Source organism: Streptomyces sp. NPDC101152 (genome assembly GCF_044768275.1).
GTDB lineage: Bacteria > Actinomycetota > Actinomycetes > Streptomycetales > Streptomycetaceae > Streptomyces.
In genome coordinates this window covers 160,983-179,539 of sequence record NZ_JBIWPO010000008.1, presented here as the reverse complement: position 1 = coordinate 179,539, position 18,557 = coordinate 160,983, and the positions used below count along the sequence as shown (strand labels likewise).

The following is an 18,557-nucleotide window of genomic DNA, read 5'->3' as shown; positions in this document are numbered from 1 at the left end:
ACCTTCGGAACGGGATCGAGGAGAGTCTCATGCAGCAGCAGATAGCCGCAGGCGTCTGGGCCGGCCTCACCGCGGGCGGCACCAGCGCAACGTTCGGGGTGCAGTCGCCCGGCACGGTGTTCGTGTCGTCCATCGTCACCTCGGTCGCGGGCACGTCGCCGAGCCTTCAGGTGTTCCTCGACGTGATGGACGTGTCGGGGGCGTGGATTCAGGTCGCCGCGCTGACCGCGCAGACCGGCACCGGTACGCAGACCGCTACGGTCACACCCCCCACGGTGGCGTCGAACCTGACGGACAACGGGCGGCTGCGGTGGACGGTGAGCGGCACGGGCGCGAACTTCGGTGCGGCCCTCGCCGTGATCTCGGCGTAGCAGCGGCCGGCGCGGCCTCAACGGCCTTGGTTCGGAGGCGACTGCGACCCGGCCCAATCCATTTGCGGTCGCGCGGCTCGTCACGGTCCGGCAACACGCGGTCCCGTGCCGGAAAGGCGGTGACACTGTGTCCACACGCACCTACGCACCATCAGGGGGACTCCGTGCGCCGTACCGTCCTGCCCATCGCCGCCATCCTGCTGACCGCCGCCTGCAGCAGCGGCACGCCCACACCGACGCTCACCGCCCACGACCCGGGGGGCAAGCTCAAGAGCAGCCACCCCTCGACCACGCCCGCGAGCAGCACGCCCCAGCAGGTCAAGGCGTCCCCGTCGCACACGGCCAAGCCGAAGCCGTCCGCGACCACGGATCCGTGCCCGCCCACGCGGGACGTCGTCATCTGGATGAAGGTGCCCGGCATCCCCGACAGTGCGCAGGTGGTGGGGAACTACGACCAGGCGCACTGCGAGCCCACGTTCAAGAACCTCACGCACACTTCGCCGACCGGGCCCGGGTACTGCACAGAAGCGGCGTGGGCGTCCGACAATCCGGGGTACAACGCCGACGCCACGCCCGCGAAGCGGCTCAAGAAGGTGCAAGTGGTCGTCGGCCCGGCCTGCTGAGACTGGCAGCGGTTACGCTGCCGCCGTCCCGCCCAGGGGTGTTCGGGACTGCCGGGCCTCCCGATGGGGCCCGGCTCCAACACGACCGCCCGCAGGTCCTACTTTCTCTTCCGGGGGAGTTCGATACCGCGCCACCTGCATAGGGCGTCGATCGATGCCACACAGCCCGTGAAGGTAAGGATGGCGGTCACGACTGCTTCGGCGAATCCAGCGGCCTCCCATGCGGCCCACGTGGCCGCACCAGTAGCGCCGAAATTCGCCAACGCGCAGACGGTGTCGGACTCCAGACAGACGTCGAGCAACCACCCCATGCGGGAGCGCACGGCTGCCCACGCCCATCCAGTGATCGTGAACGCAGTGCGTACCGGGCGCCGAGACTCCTCAGGACGCCGGGTGAGTAGCGCTGGCCACTCCTCACGCCAGGCCGCATCATCCGGGCTTGCGACGTATGCAAGTCCCTTCGCTACGGCGCGAATGGGGTGCTTCCATGCAGATTCTGGTGGGAGTACCTCATCGAGGAGGTACCACCACAGGATGGGTGAGAAGAGACTGACAACACCGGTGGCGACGACGTTCACGATCGGATTGCCGCCCAGGGACTTGTCTGGCGTGCCACTGAGTAGGTCGTACAAAAGGACCCAGAACAAGGCCATAAAGCCGGTGGTCCCGACGGTCAGCAGCAGATGCAAGGGATGAGGTGTGATCTTCTCTGTGTTGCCGACCGCTGCGGCTGCAGCTTCTCGCTCCCTCATGATCTCGACTGCACGGCGATGGCGGGTTCGTCGACTCATGAGGCGCTCCCGGGCTGAACGATTCCAGGCCTGTACTGCGCTTTGGACTGACGGGCTTGTGCCAGCGCTGCCTTGCCCGCGCCGGTGATCTCGTAGTAGCGGCGGCGGGGCCGCCATTCCTTGTCGGAAGCTTCCTGCCAGGTCTGGTCGTCTTCCCAGCGGGCTGAGACCATGCCGGCCTTTTCGAGCCGGGACAACATGGGGTAGACGGTGCCGGTGCCAAGGTGGGCTCGGCTGCCGATCTCCAGCCCGTGGATGTCTTCCCCCGCAGCGTTGGCGAGCACATCCAAGACCGTGATCGTCGGAAGCGTCATGCGGACGCGCTTCGGTTGACTGGTCATGGAGCAAGCGTACCGCGATGTATCCCTAAGAACGAGGTACGTCGATTAAGGCTCGCAGGGCTGCCGTAGTGGGCTGAGGAGAAACGTCGACGGCCCGCCACCCGGGGCGAGGGGGCAGCGGGTCGTCAGAGGCGGCTGGAAGGGGCCGCGCGAGGGTGAGGGCAGCGTACGCCGCCACGGTGAGGGTGCAGGGCCCGTGAGGGGGCGCCCGGTCAGGGCCCGGCACGTGGTTGCTCGGCGCGGCGGCGCGCTTCCCAACGGTCCGGCCGCGACGAGCGTCTTGGGCCCGCCCGCCCCCTGGCGCATGGGATGCGGGAGCGGGCGGGCGTTCGTGGGGGCGGCCGGCGGACGCACCTACGCACAGCCGCCCACGTCCCCGAGGCCGGCGTCACCGGGCGCCAGCCCCGGGGGGTCTACTGGCGGGTGCCGAAAGCGATCCGGTCGTTGCCCGCGAGACGACAGAGGGCCCGTTGCATGATCATCAGACGGCGTTCGTCGAGCGACTCGACCGCCGTCAACGGCGTGGCGCCGATGCCCACCATGGACAGCACCAGGCCGAGGAACGCGCGCTGCTGCTCGTCCAGGCCGAGCGTGTACAGGCGTCCCATGAGGCCCTCCCACCGGGCCGTCATCCGGCCGCCGTCCTTCACGACGAGGGCCGTGCGCACGCCGCGGTGGGCGAGGAGGGTTTCATCCTCGGCGAGCGCCTGGGCTGCGGTCCGGTCGCGGCCGGGCTGGGCGGACTGCACGAGCAGCTCGCCGAGCGCCGGCACGTCCACCTCGTCGGCCGGTGTTGTGGTCGTCGTCATGATGTTGCCTCCGCAGAAGGTCGGTACCCGCCAGGGCCGAACGCGGCGGCGAGCACAGCAGGATCAGTGAGCCGGCCGGAACCGTCAGGGCGGTTCAGCCAGAAGCGGCCCTCGAGGCTCCAGCCCGTCGGCGGGCAGTGCAGCACCCACTCCGTCGGACGCACGGTCAGGTGTCGTACGTCCGCCAGGTCTGCGGCGGCGGTCACGGGGACGAGCCACCATGCTTTGTCGCACGTCGGATCGGCGAGGACAGGGCCGCGGTGCTCGGACCGGATGCGGTCGAGGGCGTACATCGTGTCGACGAGGCGGCCTTCGACGGCGAGCCATGCCTTGCCGGTGGGTATCGGGGCGAGGTCCTCGATGCCCCAGACCAGGCGGACGAGGTCCGGGTGCGCGGAGCAGTCGGCGAGCCACGCGTCCCCGGCCTCGTACACGGCGGCGAACCGCATCTTCGGATGAGCCATGCCCGGGACCGTAGGACGGCTGATTCCGGGCGTGCGCGCCGATTGCGCGCGATTGCGCCGTTACTTGGAGGGTTGGGCCCGATTGCTCAATTCAGGTCGAGAGAGGCCCGCGCACGGCCGATCAGCCGCCGCGCCTGCTCCCCGGAAACCGCCGATTCGTTGAGACGTTCCCACACCCGCCCGTACAGGGCGATGTCCTCCTCGGACTCCAGCGTGAACTCCGTGTTGATCGTCTCGACGACAACCCGCTCCTCGTCGAAGATCCAGAACCCGTGCTTCGGGGTGAGCTTCAGCCGGGCACCGAACGGGACGATCCCGAGCTCCACCTGACTCAGGCCGATCAGCCCGACGAGCCGGTCAAGCTGGCCGGCCATCACCTCGTTGGGGCAGACAAGGGCATGCAGGGCGCCCTCCCACAGCAGGACACGGAACTTCTTCCCGCCCTGGTACAGCACCTCTTGGCGGCGCATTCGGGCGTTCACGGCCTCTTCGGTGTCGCGGGGCGACTGCATCAACTCGGCGTTCTGCGCGAGCAGATGCCGGGCGTAGTCGGGCGTCTGGAACAGGCCCGGGACGACGGTGGCCTCGTAGCCGCGGACGGTCGCGGTGCGCCGGTACTCGGCGACGTACCGGTCCTGCACCGCCCGGTGGCCGGTGGCGAGCTGTCGGCGCCAGGAACGCTGCTGCGACTCCAGCCCCCGCAACCGGCTGTGAAGGTCGGGGACCTCGCCGGGCGCGTTGACGGCTTGCGCCCAGGCCTCGAGGTCGGTGGCCGATGCGGTCTGCTTTCCGTTCTCCAGCCGGGACACCTTGGAGCGCTGCCAGCCGAGCCGCTCGGCAAGGTCCTTGCCCTGCAGGCCGGCCTCGGCGCGCAGCTCACGCAGCCGCACACCGAGGGCCTCACGGCCAGACTGGTAATCGGTGCTCACCTGGCAGACGGTACCTGCGCCTGGAACTGCCTGGTAGGGACGGCGAAGTGCACAGCAGCGTCCCGAGCCTGGCAGGCGCGGACGACGCTCTCGGCGTCCTCGAGGACGTACACCCCGACCGTCACATCGTTCTCGTCGATGACGAACTTCACGAGGACGCGGGAGTCGAACAGCCAGAAGTCGAAGTCGGGCAGACCGAGGCTTACGGCGTCCGCGCGCCACAGGTTGCGGATGTCCTCGCCCGCGGCGACGTTGCCGAGCCCGGTGGCGAGCAGGAAACGCTGCCCCTCGGTCGGCGGGTCGTCGACGATGCGCACCCGCCCGATCCGCTTCCCGGCCTCCGTCTGCTTGCGGACGTCGGCATGCCAGGGGCTGCCCGGGTCGTAGTTGAACGTCTCGCCGTTCTGGAAGCGTGCCCAGTTGGGGCTGACCCGGTCGGTGGCGTAGCCGCCCCGGGTCTCCAGCCGCCAGGCGGTGTGTTCGAAGTCGGTGAACAGGTGGGTGATCTCGTCGAACGGGATCAGGTCCGGCACGCGGTCTACTCCTTGGTCTGCGGCTCGTCGGCGGGCTCGCCATCCCGGGGTGCGAAGCGGGTCAGCAGCTCGCGCGGGATGACGACGAACGTCTCGTGTTCGCCGACGTCGCGCAGCTGCTGGAGGTGTTCGGGGTCGGTGAGCCGGTCGCCCTGGACGACGATGTCCCCGGTCTCTACGACCTCGTAGAGGGTGGGGCAGTTGCCGTTCTCGGATGTGGTGCCGATGAACCTGAGCGTCATGTCGCCCTCCATCTGCGCTGGTTGAACGTCCAGCATGGTGGGGTTGCCGCTGGCGCGCTGGTGGATTGCGGGAGATTGCGCTTGATGGTGGGTGATCACTCGCCTGTCTGCAACGGCAGCGCAATGCGCGCGCTTGGCGGTCGCTTGCGGTGCCATCATCGGCGAATGCTTGTCACACCACTTCCTGGCGCGAACCGCAGCAACGTCCTTGACGTCCTTCGAACGGTCCACAATGACGTCTCCAACCTGCATACGTCTGGCTCCCGCGGCGCCTATTCCCGGCTGATGGAGTATCTCGACTGGACCAGCGATGCGGTTCGCATGCTTCGCGGCCAGATCAGGGCCACAGACATCGACCGGCTCGTACTGACGCGTCGGCAGGCTGCGCTCCTCGATGGCGTGGGCAGGCTGAACAGCCCCGAGCACGAAAAGCTCGTCAACAACCTTGTCTCACTGGAGCTTGACGAGCGCGTCCAGGCGTTCGGCGCGGCGATACAGCAGTTGGCGGACCTGACGCAGCGCTGGCGCCCGTCGCTTCGACTCCTCGTCCCAGACAGTTCCTTGTTCATCCAGCACCCTGCCAAGTTCGAAGAGACCGACTTTGCCGCTCTCTTGGGAGGCGGTCCTGAGCCCGTTCACGTCCTCGTGCCGATGGCCGTCATCGACGAGTTGGACGCCCTGAAGGAGACAAAGAAGCCAAACGCACGTTGGAGAGCGGGGTACACCCTCGCGGTCATCGATCGGTTGCTTCAGGACTTCTCTCCCGGACGGCTACGTCCAGTGGCGATGCGTCCTGGCTCGGACAATCCACCGCGCGGCGAGGTAACTCTCGAAATCCTCTTCGACCCTCCCGGGCACACGCGGCTACCAAACAGCGATGACGAGATCATCGATCGTGCAGTCGTCGCGCAGGCCCTGGCAGGAACGCCAGTGACCCTCGTGACCTACGACACGGGGCAGTCGACTAGGGGCCGCGCCGCCGGTCTGAAGGTGAACAAGCTCCGAAACGACGCAGGGACCGGTCCGGAACCGGTGAACAGCTGACCCTAGACACGACGAAAGGCCCCCTGCGCGGTCGCCAGGACCGTCCAGGGGGCCTTGTGGTGTTCAGACGGTGGCGGTCTTCGCCCAGTCCGCGAACGCCCGCCAGGCGGGCGCCGAGACGGGCACACGGGCGCGGGGCCTGTCCTTCGTGTCCCGTACGAGGGCGCCGCCCGCCGCGGGGCGTGCCCATTCCAGACAGTTGACGCTGCCCGTGTAGCTCGACGTCCGCCAGGTCAACGGCTCGTCTTCCACCTGCGGCACAAGGCCTCCTTCACGCTCTCGATGAGATCCATCGACTCCCGTGCAGGCAGCGCCAGTCCGGTGAGCCGATCCCAGGCAGCACGGTATGCGGCGATGTCCTCCGGGCGGGTGCTGATCGCCGAGCCCGTCAGGGACTCGACGAACACGGCGCGTTGCGCGCCCGACCGGTACAGGCTGAACGCTCCGGCCAGGCCGGGGTGCAAGTCGCTGCCTTGCGGCAGGACGCGGATCTCCAAGACCGGCTGGAGGGCGTCGAGAGCCAGTAGGTGGTCCAGTTGGTCGACGAGCGTCGCGTAGCCGCCCACGGGGCGGTGCAAGGCGCTCTCCTCGACGACGGCGGTGAGCTTGCGGGCGCCGGGTCGGCCGAGCTGGTCGAAGCGACGGCAGCGGGCGTCCGCGCGCTCACCGACCACCTCGAGGGGGAGGGCGGGCGTGGTCGCTTGGATCGCCGCCGCGGCGTAGCCGAAGGTCTGCAGCAGCCCGGGGATCAGCAGCGGCTCCCACGTACACACGGTGTCGGCGGCGGCCTCGATGGCGGCAAGCCGTGCGATGTGCTCGCCGAGCGACTGTGCCGGCGAGTCGAAAAGGGCGGTCACGATGTCCTTCCAGGGTGGGGGGAGGGAGGCGGCGAAGGGGAGGACGGCACCCCGTTTCCGGGGGGTGCGCCGTATCTCCGGGGCTGCCTCCCTTGCCTCCCTGACTGGCCATTTCCGCAGGTCATGTACAGGGAGGCAGGGTAGGGAGGCGGGTAGGGAGAACTCCCTCAGTCTTCGGTGCCTCCCTCGTCGTCGAGGTCGTCGCCGCGGGCTGAAATGGCCTCCATGATCCGGTCGAGGCTGACGTGCATCTTGCCGCCGTTGGTCTTGTACTCGCCGTGGCCGGCGTCGTCGAGGACGGCCTTCAGGTCACGGGGCGACCATGAGCCGTACTCGATGGGGTTGCGGTCCTTGAGACCGTGCAGCACGTCCAAGGTGAGCATCTTCGGCTCGTGTCCGAGCACGGCAGCGATGTCCGCGAGGTGGTCGACGGGGGCGAACGTGGGGGTGTCCATTGGGCTGGTTCCCTCGCGAAGCGCCATGGCCCGCTCGACGACCGGCGTCACCTCGTCGATGCCGGCCTCTTTCCGCACGTAGTAGGAGCGGATCAGCCCAGGGGTCTTTCCGAAGCCTGCGGCCATGGCTGTGCCGACGTCTTCACCTGCGACGAGGGTGGTCGCCGAGTAGCCGTTTTTGTGCATGCCGGTGCCGAGGATGGCGTCGTTGCCCTGGTGGTCGTTGATGGCGAACGCGACCCGGTGGGACACGGTCTTGGAGATCCCGCGCGGCAGGCTCGCCGCATCCGCGTCCGGGGTGATCCACAGCAGCATGATGGCCGTCTTCCTGGCCTTCTTCGTGACCTTCAACGCCAGTTCCTTGGCTTCCTTGCCGTACTCCTTGTGGGAAAACAGCTCGTGGACCTCGTCGAACACGACGATCCGGGGCCGCATGGACGGGTCGCGTTCCGCCATCTCGCGGGTGACCTTGGTGTCCGTGCCGATGCGCTCTAGCTCCTGGCCGCGGCGGGACACCTCGCCGGCCAGGGCGCGCAGCGTGTCCATGGCGGCGACTACGTGCTCGTCGTCGTCGCCTTTGACCAGGGACCGCAGGCGGGGGCGCATCGGGTCGTAGTCGGAGTTGTACGCGAGGACGTGCACGTCGATCTCGACCAGCGGGTCGAGCATCGCACCGAGCAGCAGGGCAACGACCAGCGATGATTTACCGGATCCCATGATTCCGGCGATCAGGTAGTTCGAGGCCATCAGTCGGCCGATGATCTGCTCGCCGCGGGCGTTGAGCGCGACGGGTACCCCGCGGAAGAAGTCCGTCGTCCCCTCGGTGAGGAGCGGCCAGGGCGGTACCGGCTTGGTGAGGACACCCGGGTCGGCAACCCACAGGTCGAGAACGCCGGCCTGGTCGCGCGGCTCGGTCGGCCAGACTTCGATCGGCTTGCGCATCAGGTTGTGCGCCAGCGTCGACTTCTTGTCGGCGATCATCTCGACGGGCACGCCCTCCGGGAGTTGCAGCTGCGCGTGCCAGCCGTTCCCGGACCGGGTCGACGGCTGCACCCAACGCGGCTTCCAGCCCTCCTTGAGGGCCGCGTTCAGCGGGGCGATGCCAAGCTTGCCCAGGGCCCGCATGATGGCGTTCTCGTCCGGGACGACGTCCCGCTCGTCACCGTCGACGGGCAGCGCCCAGGTGGGCGCGGTGCGCTGGTTACGGCCGACCGCCCACACGGCCATGAGGGCGAGCAGCGGCATGGAGTACAGCAGCGGCCCCCAGATCACCGACGCCAGGAACGCGACCCAGCCGACGAACTCGACGACCGCGTTCAACGGGGCCAGCACATCGTGCACGTCGTGGGTGTTCCAGGCGAGCAGGATGCCCAGCATCAGCAGCACACCTGTACCGGCCACGGCCGTCGTGAACACGGCTTTGGGCAGGTTGATGGCCATCTGCAGCAGATCCATGCGCCGCTTGTGACGGGCGAACCGGTAGGCGTACGCCCGCTGCTCCCACTTGGTGACCAGCTCTTCGTTGCCGGCGGCCTCGGCGATCCGCATCATGCGGTGGTGCATCGCCGTGGTGCGTGCCTCCCAGGCGCGGCGGGCGAGGACGCGGGTACCGCCGGCCAGGTAGGCGCCGTGGCGTACGAGGACGCGGTAGGTGCCGTTTTGGCGGGTGTCGACGAGCACCCGGCGCAGTGCGTCGACGCGTACTCGGCGGCGCGGCCGGGGAGTGTCCGTCTCCTCGACCACGGCGGCGGGCGCCGGGGCCTGTCCGGGCTGGAACTTGAGCAGGGAGACCTTCGGTTCGGCGTGCCCGTTGACCCGCACAGGGGCCGTATCGGTCATGCTCGTACTTCCTTCTCTCTCGTGAGGGTTGGAGGCCCGGGGGCGGCCGGCGTCTTGGCGGATGGAGGCCGCCCCCGGGCTGGCTACTTGCTCTTGCCGAGGCGCTTTCGGGCCCTGGCGTAGACGGCCTCGACGGCACGGTCTACGTCGGGCTGCTTCGTGATTCCGGCGGCGGCACGGCGTACACCGCGGGCCTCCGCCCGGACGATCGCCGCCTTCTCACCCCAGGTCAGGTCACGCCATTCGAGCTTCTTGTCAGGCATCGGCCGACTCCGTCTCCGTGTCCGTCTCGGGCATGGCGGCGGCGATCGCGGCATGCGTACGCGCGACGTCCGCCCACAGGGCGCCGGCCTGGGCGTACCTCTCCACCTGGGTGTAGCGGTTGGGGTCGTGGCTGGTGACGTACCGTTCGGCGTCCCCGGCGAGCCGTTCGGCGCGGGTTACGGCGGCGTCTGCCAGAGCAAGGTGCTTGGCGCGGTCCATAAATGTCCTCTCGGGTTGGCGGCCGGCTTGTCCGGCCCCACCGCGCCCCCGCAGGTGTCTGGATTCCGGACACCTGGCGGAGGACGGAAGGGCAGGTCAGCGGCCTTTTCGCTGCATGTCGCGCCACATGTCCCGCAGGACCAGGACGACGATCGCGGCGACCCCACCGAGGATGGCCAGCGCTAGCGACGCGAACGCGATCCCGACGCCGCCGACGCACACGGCGCAGGCGATACCGATCCACTCGCCCGCGCTGCGACGGGTCTTGTGCTGGTCGTGCTGGCACTGCGGCGCCGGGGTCGGCTGCTGCTGCGCCAGCTTGGCGAGCTCCATCGCGGCGAACGCCAGCTGCACGGCGGCTGTGTCGGTGGAGGCTTCTCGCACCGCGGCCTCGGCCTTGTCGAGCGGGGTGGGCTCGGTCATCGCGCCCACCTCCGATGGGTCAGGTGCGGGCGGGCGACCAGGCCCAGGCCGAGGCCGACCAGGAGCGGTTTCGCCAGGAGCCAGGCGACAGCGGCCGCGACGGCGGTGAGGAGCGGCGGGAAGAGGATCAGCAGCCCGAGGAGGGCGCCGAGGATGAGCCACTTCATGACCGGTCTCCTTCGAGGATTTCGTGCCGCAGGTCGGTGGCTTCGCGGCGGGACAGGCCGAGTGCGTCTTGGAGGGTTTTGATGGTCACCGGCCGGTTCGTCGACCTGACCGCCTTGCGGTTCAGTCGGCGGGCGCGTCGGCGCAGCTCAGACGGGGTGATCGTCACGGTCGCGGTGACCACCTGCCGGGGCTGCTCGGCCGGTAGCGCGGTGGTCATCTTGTTGGCCGCGTCGGGGTCGTTGACGTCCTCCCAGCGGAACGGGGCGGCCGTCAGTTCCGCGACGGGCGGCATGACCAGTTCCGGGGCGTTCGGGGCGTCCGCCTCTTGGTCGTCGTCGGCGCGTTCCACCGTGGTGGATACGGGCTGCGCGGCGAGGACCAGGGCGACCGCGACGGGGTCGACGGTGATGCCGTAGGTGTCGAGGATGACGGCGAGTTCGACGGCGTCCGCGTCCGGGCGGGCATCGGCCGCGAACCGGATGGCGTCGGCCGGGTCCATGCCCGTGAGGTGCGCCCGCAACTTCTCCGTCGCAGAAGCCCGATCCCCACTCACTTCCTTCGGGGAAGTCTGTGGCGCGGCCGTGCCGCCGTACATGCCGGCCAGGGCAGCGTCGGCGCCTTCGCGGACCCGGTGGCGCTGGACGTCGACGAGGCCGGCGCCGAGTTCCGTGTCGCCGACGCCCACGTACTTCGCGAGCCTCCAGTACCGGCGCACGGCCGCCTTCTGCTTGCGCTCGTCGGGGTGCCCGTCGGCGACGGCCCGGTTGAACGCCAACTGGCGGGCAGCGTCCGCGTTCCTGCGCATCACCTCGGCGTCAACGCCGGTGCGGTACACGACCACGGACCGGGCGATGAACCCGAGCCCTTCGGCGGCCCCGGACATCGCCAGCGGGGTGACGGCGTACACGGCGGCCTCGCGGGGACTGTTGGCGATCGCCACGCCGATGCTGGACGCGGACACCGGGGCGAGCCACAGGCCGCCCCGTACGACGGCGGGGGCGGCCTGGCCGAGCATGGTGCGGCCGAGGAGGACCAGGGCGAGGATCAGCGTCAATCCCTCGCCCGCGGCGACCACGCCGGCCGCCGTGGCTTGCCGGTGGAACGCGGAGACGGCGTTGGAGTAGGTGCCGACGCTGCCGACGGCTCCCACGGCGACCATCGCGACGGCCGCCGCGCCGAGCACAACGGCCTGGCCCCACGTCAGTTTTCTGGTGCTGGTCACTTCTTCCTGTCCTCACGGAATGTGGCGTAATCGCCGGGCGGGTGGACGTAGTTGGTGAGGGCGCCCTCGGCGGCCACGGCGGCGGCGCCGAGACTGGCGATCGCGGCGGCGGTCGTGGTGTGCCCGTGGTGGGCTGCGGCCTGGGCGAGGACCGATGCGGCCTGGGTGGCGCGGCGGGCGCCGGCCGGGCTGTCGTCGCTGGTGGTGGCCGCGTTGTACGCGGCATCCCGGATGCGGTCTCGGATGCTCACTCGCCCACCCCCGACGTCGCTGAGCGCACGACGCGGTGCGCAGCCAGGCAGACACCTTCACGGTCACGCCGGTCGTTCGCGTCGAGCAGCGCCGCCATCAAGGCCGGGACGGGCGGCAGGCGGCGCGCGGCGCGCTCGCAGGCCCGCAGGGCAGCCCGCTCCGTCGGGCGCGGCACGGTCACATAGCGCTTCACGCCTCGGCCCTCCGGATGCGGTCGAGCTCGTTCGCCTTGGAGTAGAGGCGGCCGACGTGCAGGCCGAGTTCGGCGCCCAGCTCACGCAGTTCGTCGGGCGTCATGCTGGGGAACTCGTCGACATCCGCCAGCGGCAATGGCTCCGGCCGCAGCTCGGCGAACGGGGCCCACGAGATGCGGGCCGGCAGGAACTCGACGCCCGCGTACTCGCCGGTCACCGTCACACCGACGTGCGTCACATCCGCGCGGTGCACGATCTGCTCGCCGTCATGGCCCGTGCACCAGATCGGCTCGTCGATGGTGATCCGGCCGTGGTCGAGGGTGTCGAGGGTGACCGTGCCGTCGTCGTACACCGGGCGTTGCACCGCGGCCGGCGGCGGACCCGACACGGGATAGGCCCGGTCCATAGCGCGACGCAGGGCCTCGAACTGCGCATGGTCCTCGCCGCGCTCGACCTTCGACGCCACTTCCTCGACCATGGCGTCCAAGTCGCGGGCGGACGTGTCGGCGAAGAACGCCTCAACGTCGTAACGGATCTCGGCGACCGTCATCGTGTCCGGGTCCTGCATCTCGTTCGCCGTGGCGTATCCGGCCGCCAGCGCGGCCAGCAACTCGAAGCGGGACACCCGGTAGCCGACGCGGACCGTCACCCACGGCTCGGGCTGGTCATCGTGGTCGTTCTGCGGCTCCGTCGGCCCATAGACCGGGGCCGGGCCCTCGCCGCGCTCGGCGGCGAGGAACGCGGCGGCCTGCGGGAAGTGGCGCTCGACGAACGTGCGCGCCCTGTCCTGCTCGTCGCTCACCGGTCCTCACCCCCGCGACGGTTCTCGGCGCGGGAGAGCTGCTCGTCACGGGTACGCGGGCCGGGCACCCACGGGAAGGGGCGGATGCCGTCCGCGGCCCTGAAGACATGAATCGCGCTGCCCTCGGGAGCGTCGGGCAGGCCGTACACGCGGCCACCCTCCAACGAGGCGAGGAGGCGCGCCGCGTGGTGCTCGCACCCGTCCGCGCCCGCGTTCGTACGGTCGAGGACGGTCACGACGACCGGACCCCCGCACGGGGTGGGGTCGTTGGGGTGCGCGGCCGGGCAGCGCTGGTCACCGCCAGGGGTGCGGCAAATCGCGGTACCCTTCTCGCCCTCGTCGAGGAGTGCCTGTTCCTCGGCCGCGGCCTGCTCGGCGCGGGCCTGCCACGTCGGGTACAGCACGGGGTTCTGAGCAGTCCACTCACGCAGCCGCATCGCCGTGCGGGTGAGGTCGCCGTGGACCAAGCAGAGTTCGAGAAGGACCTTGGTGTCGGCCGCGCGGCGGGTGAGGAGGTCGGCGCGCTGCCGGTCGTCGGCCGGCCGGTCCGCCAACGGCACGTCGAGCGCGGCGTGGATCGCGGCCAGCAGGTTCGCGACGGGCCCGGGCAGGGCGCCCACCGGGGAGGTGGGCGCCTGCCGGATGCTGGACTCAGCCACGGCCGACCCCCGACTGAGCGCCATGCCAGGCCAGCAGCGCCTTACGGGTCTCGTCCTCCCGCAGCTGCTGCGGCAGCGCCGGGTGCACCTGCAGCAACATCTCGCCCGGCTCCCCGTACAGGGCGGCCACGGCCTCACGGCCGACGTCCTCGGTCTCGACGACCGTCACCCCGAACGTGCGGACCAGGTACGCAATCGGCATCGACATCAGGTCGGTGCGGGTCAGGGACGCCCACGGGGCCTCGTCACTCTGGTGGATACGGGCGTGGTCGTCGGCCTGCGCCTCGGCGAGCCGGTCGGCCATTTCCTTCAGCGCCCGCAGATGCCCGCGGACCTTGCGGATCTCCTCGTCGAGGACGAGTGGACTGTCACAGATCCGGCCGACACCGGTACGGCCCTCGGGGATCAGCTCGACGTAGGGCGCCGTGTCGCCGTCCCGGTCGAACGGCCACGAGACGATCCGCGCCTGCAGGATGGACTGCTCGATGCCCTCGATGCCGTAGTCGAGGCCGGCCTTGTCGCCCTGGTGCATCAGGTCGGTGCGGTTGATGCCCTGGGTGACGTCGTCGGTGTGGTCGTAGGTGCAGAAGTCGGGGCAGGTGTGGGTGAGGGTCCCGCCCGTCTTCAGCGGGTAGGTGATGGTGCGCGATTCCTCGGCCGGGACGCTGGTCGCGTGGGTTCCCGCGCGGAGGCGGGCGGCCATGTGGTCGGCGAACTGGCGGGCCAGCTCGGGCGTGTAGCCGGCCCAGGTCTCACGCATGGCCTCGTCGAGCGCGGCGGGCAGTTCAGCGATGACGCGGTCGAGCTGGAGGCTGGCGGCGGGCGCGGGCGTGATGGTCTCGTTGCTGCTCATGGTGGTGATCCCCCGGTTCAGGCTGCGGTGTTGGCGAAGGCGGCGATCAGCGCGACCGCGGCGACGTACTCGGCCTTACGAGGCCGGTAGGCGGCGGTCAGCGTGCAGATCTGGCCGAGGGTCCAGCGGCTCACCGGGTGGCTGCGGCGGCCGTGGCCGCGGGTGACGGTCCGCTTGGTGCGGGCCGTGGCGGCGGGGGTGAGGTTGCAGCGCTTCGCCACGGAGCGGAGGCCGTTCGCGATGCCGGGGACGACGTCCTTGGTGACGCCGGCCGCGATGGCGACGGTGGCGAGGGAGCGGGGGCGGCGGCGGCACGAGGCAGCGAGACGAGTCGCAGCCGAACGGCGGCGAAGCTCAGCAGAGAGGACACGCCGCGTAGCGCGGCGCTCACGACGAATGGCAGCATGTGCCATAGCGGGCTCCTTGGTTGAGTCAAGGTGTTCCGTCAGGCCCCGGCTGGTGCTGGTAACACCGCCGTGGGCCGTTTGTGCTTAAGAAGCGTCTCAGCTCAACTGTTGCCCTGGCCGTGGCCTGCGCCGTGCTGGGCGCCTCCGAGCGCATCGACCCGCGGGTGCTGGCGGACATCGTGATGATCGGCGAGCTGGGCCTGGACGGCCGGGTACGTCCGGTGCGGGGCATCCTGCCGGCGGTGCTGGCCGCGGCGGACGCGGGCTACGAACAGGTGGTCGTCCCCGAGTGCGCGGCGGCCGAGGCCTCGCTGGTGCCCGATGTGTCCGTCCTGGGGGTGCGCAGTCTGCGCCAGCTGATCGCCGTGCTGGCGGACGAGCCCGTCCCCGACGAGGAACCCGATGAACCGGGCCGTCCCGATCCGCTCCTCGCCGGCCTGCGGATGCCCGGTACGGGCGCGGCCACGGGCATGCACAGCATGGGCGCGGCCCAGCACGACCAGGGCCACGACCTGGCCGACGTGGTGGGCCAGATCTCGGCCAGGACGGCGGTGGAGGTCTGCGCGGCGGGCGGTCATCACCTCTTCCTGGAGGGGCCGCCGGGAGCGGGCAAGACGATGCTCGCGGAACGGCTGCCGGCCATCCTGCCCCCGCTCGACCGGACGGAATCGCTGGAGGTCACCGCCGTCCATTCGGTGGCCGGCCTGCTGCCTCCGGGCAAACCCCTGATCGACGTCGCCCCGTACTGCGCCCCGCACCATTCGGCGACCATGCAGGCCCTGGTGGGCGGCGGGCCGGGCATCGCCAGGCCGGGAGCCGTGTCGCTGGCGCATCGCGGTGTCCTCTTCCTGGACGAGACACCCGAGTTCAGCAGCCACGCCCTCGACGCCCTGCGGCAGCCGCTGGAGGCCGGGCACGTGGTGATCGCGCGCAGCGCGGGGGTGGTCCGGTTCCCGGCGAGGTTCCTGATGGTGCTCGCCGCCAACCCCTGCCCTTGTGGACGCTTCTCCCAGGCCGACGACTTCTGCGAGTGCCCGCCCTCGGCCGTCCGCCGCTACCAGGCACGGCTGTCCGGACCACTGCTCGACCGGGTCGACCTGAGGGTCGAGGTCGACCGCGTCACGCGCGGCGAGCTGACCGGCCGCGGGGCGCGGGGCGAGTCCACGGCGACGGTCGCCGACCGGGTGCGGGCGGCCAGGGAACGCGCCGCCGCGCGGCTCGCCGGCACCCCGTGGCGGACCAACAGCGAGGTCCCCGGCCGGGAGCTGCGCAGCAGTTGGCACGCCATGAGCGGCGCCATGGACGAGGCCGAACGCAACCTGGAGCGAGGTGTGCTCACCGCCCGGGGACTCGACCGGGTCCTGCGCGTCGCCTGGACCGTCGCCGACCTCGTCGGCCACGACCGCCCCGACGCGACCGACGTCGCGCTGGCGCTGCAACTGCGCACGGGCGTGCCGCGTGGCGTGCCGATGGCCATCGGAGCGCTGACGTGAGCGCGGCCGACGCCCCCGGCCGCGAGGTACTCGCCAGGGTGTTCCTCAGTCGCGTCCTCGAACCCGGCGACGAGGTCGCGGGGCGGTGGGTACGGGAGCGGGGCGCCGTCGAGGTGGCCCGGTGCCTGCGCGCGGGCGGACCTCAGCTCGTCGGGGTGACGGACAAGCGGTGGGGCGGGCTGCTGACCCGGGCGCAGGAAGCCGACGCCGCACGGGACCTCGAGGTGGCCCGGGACGCCGGCGTGCGGTTCGTGGTGCCCGGGGACGCGGAGTGGCCCGGGCAGCTCGACGACCTCGGGGACGGGCGGCCGCTGGGACTGTGGGTGCGGGGACCGGCCAGTCTGCGGATGTGGGCGCTCAGGTCCGTCGCCGTGGTCGGCGCCCGCGCCTGCACCGAGTACGGGGCGCACATGGCGGCCACCCTCGCGGCCGGGCTCGCCGAACGGGGATGGGTGGTCGTGTCCGGCGGAGCGTACGGGGTCGACGGTGCCGCGCACCGGGGAGCCCTCGGCGCCGGCGGGGCCACCGTGGCCGTGCTCGCCTGCGGGGTCGACCAGGCCTACCCGCGCGGGCACACCCAGCTGATCAACCGGATTGCGGAACAGGGAGTCGTGGTCGGCGAGCTGCCGCCCGGCGACCACCCGACGGCCAGCAGGTTCATCGTCCGCAACCGGGTGATCGCCGCCCTCACCCGGGGCACCGTGGTCGTCGAGGCCGCCCACCGCAGCGGCTCCCTCGTCACGGCACGCGCGGCGCGGCGGCTCGGCCGGCACACCATGGGCGTGCCGGGGCCCGCCACCAGCAGCCTGTCGGCCGGTGTGCACGAACTGCTGCGCGACGACGCCGTCCTCGTCACCGACGCCGCGGAGGTCGTCGAGCTGGTCGGCGACATGGGCGAGCTGGCCCCGCAGCGGCGCGGGCCCGTGCTGCCCCGGGACCTGCTGGAACCCGGCGCCCGGCGCGTGCTCGCCGCGCTGCCCGGGCGGGGTACCGCGTCGGTCGCCGCGGTCGCGCGCGGCGCGCAGACCACGCCGGACGACGCGATCGCGAGACTGTACGAGCTCCGGGCACTTGGTTACGTCGAACGACATGGCGACAGCTGGAAGTTGACACGCCAGGCGATGATCTCCGTACGCGGCGGCCGGAGCTGATGCTGACCGAGCGTGTTCGGCCGTCCGGGGGAAGCCCCGCACCTGTGCAAACAGCCGCAGTCGGCGTCCGACGTCGATCACACAGCGCGACTGTTGTGACACGGAGGGACGCCTCGCGGAACGTATCTGCGCACGAGTCCCCCGTCGTCGTTCGCGCACCGCGACACTCCAGTCACGCTACGCTCACGGGGATTCCGACGCAGTACGCACTTCACGGCAGAACGGCACAAGGCGACGAATGCCCCAGCACACCTCCGGCTCCGACCGGGCGGCGATCCCCCCAGCCGCCCGTGACGGTGGCAGCGTGCGGCCGCCGGCTCCCTCGACGCTCGACGAACTGTGGCGGTCGTACAAGGACACGGGGGACGAGCGGCTGCGGGAGCAGCTGATCCTGCACTACTCACCGCTGGTCAAGTACGTGGCGGGGCGGGTGAGCGTCGGCCTGCCGTCCAATGTGGAGCAGGCCGACTTCGTGTCCTCCGGGGTGTTCGGGCTGATCGACGCGATCGAGAAGTTCGACATCGACCGGGAGATCAAGTTCGAGACCTACGCGATCACGCGGATCCGGGGCGCGATGATCGACGAGCTGCGGGCACTGGACTGGATCCCGCGGTCGGTGCGGCAGAAGGCGCGGAACGTGGAACGGGCCTACGCGACCCTGGAGGCGCGGCTGCGGCGGACGCCGACGGAGGGGGAGGTGGCCGCCGAGATGGGTATCGCGGTCGACGAACTCCACGCGGTGTTCAGCCAGTTGTCGCTGGCCAACGTGGTGGCGCTGGAGGAACTGCTGCACGTCGGCGGGGAGGGCGGGGACCGGCTGAGCCTCATGGACACGCTCGAGGACACCGCCGCCGACAACCCCGTCGAGGTGGCCGAGGACCGGGAGCTGCGCCGCTTCCTCGCGCGGGCGATCAACACCCTGCCCGACCGGGAGAAGACCGTGGTCACCCTGTACTACTACGAAGGGCTCACCCTCGCCGAGATCGGCAACGTGCTCGGGGTGACCGAGAGCCGGGTGAGCCAGATCCACACCAAGTCCGTGCTGCAGCTGCGGGCGAAGCTGGCCGGTTTCGGGCGCTGAGCCGAATGTGCGAGTCACTCCCGTCCGGGGTGGCACGTCCGTAAAGTGGTTGACGTGCCAAGGATTCGAGC

At 70.6% G+C, this 18,557-nt stretch carries 26 protein-coding genes and 1 pseudogene; 6 read left to right on the top strand and 21 right to left on the bottom strand.

Annotated elements, in window-relative coordinates; translation table 11 throughout:
• Positions 1-29: 29 nt before the first annotated feature.
• On the top strand, positions 30-371 hold the full coding sequence (locus ACIRVK_RS13655; RefSeq protein ID WP_404246454.1) for a hypothetical protein: 342 nt from the start codon (positions 30-32) through the stop codon (positions 369-371).
• Between the two features lie 164 nt (positions 372-535).
• Positions 536-994 carry a hypothetical protein gene (locus tag ACIRVK_RS13650; protein ID WP_404246452.1) on the top strand — a complete coding sequence of 153 codons (459 nt, stop codon included), beginning with the start codon at positions 536-538 and terminating at the stop codon, positions 992-994.
• A 98-nt stretch (positions 995-1,092) separates the two neighbouring features.
• On the opposite strand, the gene ACIRVK_RS13645 is transcribed toward ACIRVK_RS13650, so the two are convergent.
• The 7 genes from ACIRVK_RS13645 to ACIRVK_RS13615 form a co-directional block, all read right to left on the bottom strand.
• Positions 1,093-1,746, bottom strand: a complete 654-nt coding sequence (locus tag ACIRVK_RS13645; RefSeq protein WP_404246451.1) for a hypothetical protein — start codon at positions 1,744-1,746, stop codon at positions 1,093-1,095.
• Between the two features lie 35 nt (positions 1,747-1,781).
• A complete protein-coding gene (locus ACIRVK_RS13640) occupies positions 1,782-2,126 on the bottom strand; it encodes a PadR family transcriptional regulator (RefSeq protein ID WP_404246449.1) in 345 nt (114 codons plus the stop codon).
• Between the two features lie 413 nt (positions 2,127-2,539).
• Positions 2,540-2,935 carry a hypothetical protein gene (locus ACIRVK_RS13635; protein ID WP_404246447.1) on the bottom strand — a complete coding sequence of 132 codons (396 nt, stop codon included), beginning with the start codon at positions 2,933-2,935 and terminating at the stop codon, positions 2,540-2,542.
• Complete coding sequence (locus ACIRVK_RS13630; protein WP_404246445.1) at positions 2,932-3,399, bottom strand: hypothetical protein; 468 nt, start codon at positions 3,397-3,399, stop codon at positions 2,932-2,934. The genes ACIRVK_RS13635 and ACIRVK_RS13630 overlap by 4 nt, the downstream gene beginning before the upstream one ends.
• Positions 3,400-3,485: 86 nt before the next feature.
• The gene (locus ACIRVK_RS13625) at positions 3,486-4,328 is read right to left on the bottom strand and encodes a helix-turn-helix domain-containing protein (protein ID WP_404246443.1); all 843 of its coding nucleotides are present in this window, start codon (positions 4,326-4,328) and stop codon (positions 3,486-3,488) included.
• The gene (locus ACIRVK_RS13620; protein ID WP_404246441.1) at positions 4,325-4,861 is read right to left on the bottom strand and encodes a DUF6879 family protein; all 537 of its coding nucleotides are present in this window, start codon (positions 4,859-4,861) and stop codon (positions 4,325-4,327) included. The genes ACIRVK_RS13625 and ACIRVK_RS13620 overlap by 4 nt, the downstream gene beginning before the upstream one ends.
• Positions 4,862-4,866: 5 nt before the next feature.
• Positions 4,867-5,103 carry a hypothetical protein gene (locus ACIRVK_RS13615; protein WP_404246438.1) on the bottom strand — a complete coding sequence of 79 codons (237 nt, stop codon included), beginning with the start codon at positions 5,101-5,103 and terminating at the stop codon, positions 4,867-4,869.
• Between the two features lie 285 nt (positions 5,104-5,388).
• Between ACIRVK_RS13615 and ACIRVK_RS13610 the strand changes: the two genes are divergently transcribed.
• A complete protein-coding gene (locus ACIRVK_RS13610) occupies positions 5,389-6,147 on the top strand; it encodes a PIN domain-containing protein (protein WP_404246436.1) in 759 nt (252 codons plus the stop codon).
• A gap of 63 nt (positions 6,148-6,210) precedes the next feature.
• Here the strand turns inward: ACIRVK_RS13610 and ACIRVK_RS13605 are convergent, their stop codons facing one another.
• The 14 genes from ACIRVK_RS13605 to ACIRVK_RS13540 form a co-directional block, all read right to left on the bottom strand.
• Entirely contained in the window at positions 6,211-6,408 is a 198-nt protein-coding gene (locus ACIRVK_RS13605; RefSeq protein ID WP_404246434.1) for a DUF397 domain-containing protein, read from the bottom strand.
• Positions 6,381-7,004, bottom strand: coding sequence for a DUF5753 domain-containing protein (locus ACIRVK_RS13600; RefSeq protein WP_404246431.1), 624 nt, complete (start codon positions 7,002-7,004; stop codon positions 6,381-6,383). Before ACIRVK_RS13600 ends, ACIRVK_RS13605 begins: the two co-directional genes overlap by 28 nt.
• Before the next feature lie 167 nt (positions 7,005-7,171).
• Positions 7,172-9,298: a cell division protein FtsK gene (locus ACIRVK_RS13595; RefSeq protein ID WP_404246429.1), complete on the bottom strand. Its 2,127-nt coding sequence runs from the start codon at positions 9,296-9,298 to the stop codon at positions 7,172-7,174.
• An 83-nt stretch (positions 9,299-9,381) separates the two neighbouring features.
• Positions 9,382-9,561 (bottom strand): hypothetical protein, encoded by a 180-nt coding sequence (locus ACIRVK_RS13590; RefSeq protein ID WP_404246427.1) that lies wholly within the window; start codon positions 9,559-9,561, stop codon positions 9,382-9,384.
• Positions 9,554-9,781: a hypothetical protein gene (locus tag ACIRVK_RS13585; RefSeq protein ID WP_404246425.1), complete on the bottom strand. Its 228-nt coding sequence runs from the start codon at positions 9,779-9,781 to the stop codon at positions 9,554-9,556. Before ACIRVK_RS13585 ends, ACIRVK_RS13590 begins: the two co-directional genes overlap by 8 nt.
• Positions 9,782-9,877: 96 nt before the next feature.
• On the bottom strand, positions 9,878-10,204 hold the full coding sequence (locus ACIRVK_RS13580) for a hypothetical protein (RefSeq protein ID WP_404246423.1): 327 nt from the start codon (positions 10,202-10,204) through the stop codon (positions 9,878-9,880).
• The gene (locus tag ACIRVK_RS13575) at positions 10,201-10,371 is read right to left on the bottom strand and encodes a hypothetical protein (RefSeq protein WP_404246421.1); all 171 of its coding nucleotides are present in this window, start codon (positions 10,369-10,371) and stop codon (positions 10,201-10,203) included. The genes ACIRVK_RS13580 and ACIRVK_RS13575 overlap by 4 nt, the downstream gene beginning before the upstream one ends.
• Entirely contained in the window at positions 10,368-11,594 is a 1,227-nt protein-coding gene (locus tag ACIRVK_RS13570; RefSeq protein ID WP_404246419.1) for a conjugal transfer protein, read from the bottom strand. The genes ACIRVK_RS13575 and ACIRVK_RS13570 overlap by 4 nt, the downstream gene beginning before the upstream one ends.
• Positions 11,591-11,845 carry a hypothetical protein gene (locus ACIRVK_RS13565; protein WP_404246417.1) on the bottom strand — a complete coding sequence of 85 codons (255 nt, stop codon included), beginning with the start codon at positions 11,843-11,845 and terminating at the stop codon, positions 11,591-11,593. Before ACIRVK_RS13565 ends, ACIRVK_RS13570 begins: the two co-directional genes overlap by 4 nt.
• The gene (locus ACIRVK_RS13560) at positions 11,842-12,039 is read right to left on the bottom strand and encodes a hypothetical protein (RefSeq protein WP_404246414.1); all 198 of its coding nucleotides are present in this window, start codon (positions 12,037-12,039) and stop codon (positions 11,842-11,844) included. The genes ACIRVK_RS13565 and ACIRVK_RS13560 overlap by 4 nt, the downstream gene beginning before the upstream one ends.
• A complete protein-coding gene (locus tag ACIRVK_RS13555) occupies positions 12,036-12,842 on the bottom strand; it encodes a DUF6907 domain-containing protein (protein ID WP_404246412.1) in 807 nt (268 codons plus the stop codon). The genes ACIRVK_RS13560 and ACIRVK_RS13555 overlap by 4 nt, the downstream gene beginning before the upstream one ends.
• On the bottom strand, positions 12,839-13,501 hold the full coding sequence (locus ACIRVK_RS13550; protein ID WP_404246410.1) for a hypothetical protein: 663 nt from the start codon (positions 13,499-13,501) through the stop codon (positions 12,839-12,841). The genes ACIRVK_RS13555 and ACIRVK_RS13550 overlap by 4 nt, the downstream gene beginning before the upstream one ends.
• Positions 13,494-14,354: a DUF6907 domain-containing protein gene (locus ACIRVK_RS13545; RefSeq protein WP_404246408.1), complete on the bottom strand. Its 861-nt coding sequence runs from the start codon at positions 14,352-14,354 to the stop codon at positions 13,494-13,496. The genes ACIRVK_RS13550 and ACIRVK_RS13545 overlap by 8 nt, the downstream gene beginning before the upstream one ends.
• Before the next feature lie 17 nt (positions 14,355-14,371).
• Positions 14,372-14,767: a hypothetical protein gene (locus tag ACIRVK_RS13540; RefSeq protein ID WP_404246406.1), complete on the bottom strand. Its 396-nt coding sequence runs from the start codon at positions 14,765-14,767 to the stop codon at positions 14,372-14,374.
• A gap of 104 nt (positions 14,768-14,871) precedes the next feature.
• Here ACIRVK_RS13540 and ACIRVK_RS13535 point away from each other — a divergent pair.
• The 3 genes and pseudogenes from ACIRVK_RS13535 to whiG form a co-directional block, all read left to right on the top strand.
• Positions 14,872-16,254 (top strand): annotated as a pseudogene (locus ACIRVK_RS13535) (YifB family Mg chelatase-like AAA ATPase); the annotation flags it as partial.
• Positions 16,251-17,405, top strand: a complete 1,155-nt coding sequence (gene dprA / locus ACIRVK_RS13530; protein WP_404246403.1) for a DNA-processing protein DprA — start codon at positions 16,251-16,253, stop codon at positions 17,403-17,405. The pseudogene ACIRVK_RS13535 and the gene dprA, both read left to right, overlap by 4 nt.
• Before the next feature lie 238 nt (positions 17,406-17,643).
• Positions 17,644-18,486, top strand: a complete 843-nt coding sequence (whiG, locus tag ACIRVK_RS13525) for an RNA polymerase sigma factor WhiG (protein WP_404246401.1) — start codon at positions 17,644-17,646, stop codon at positions 18,484-18,486.
• The last annotated feature ends 71 nt before the right edge of the window (positions 18,487-18,557 follow it).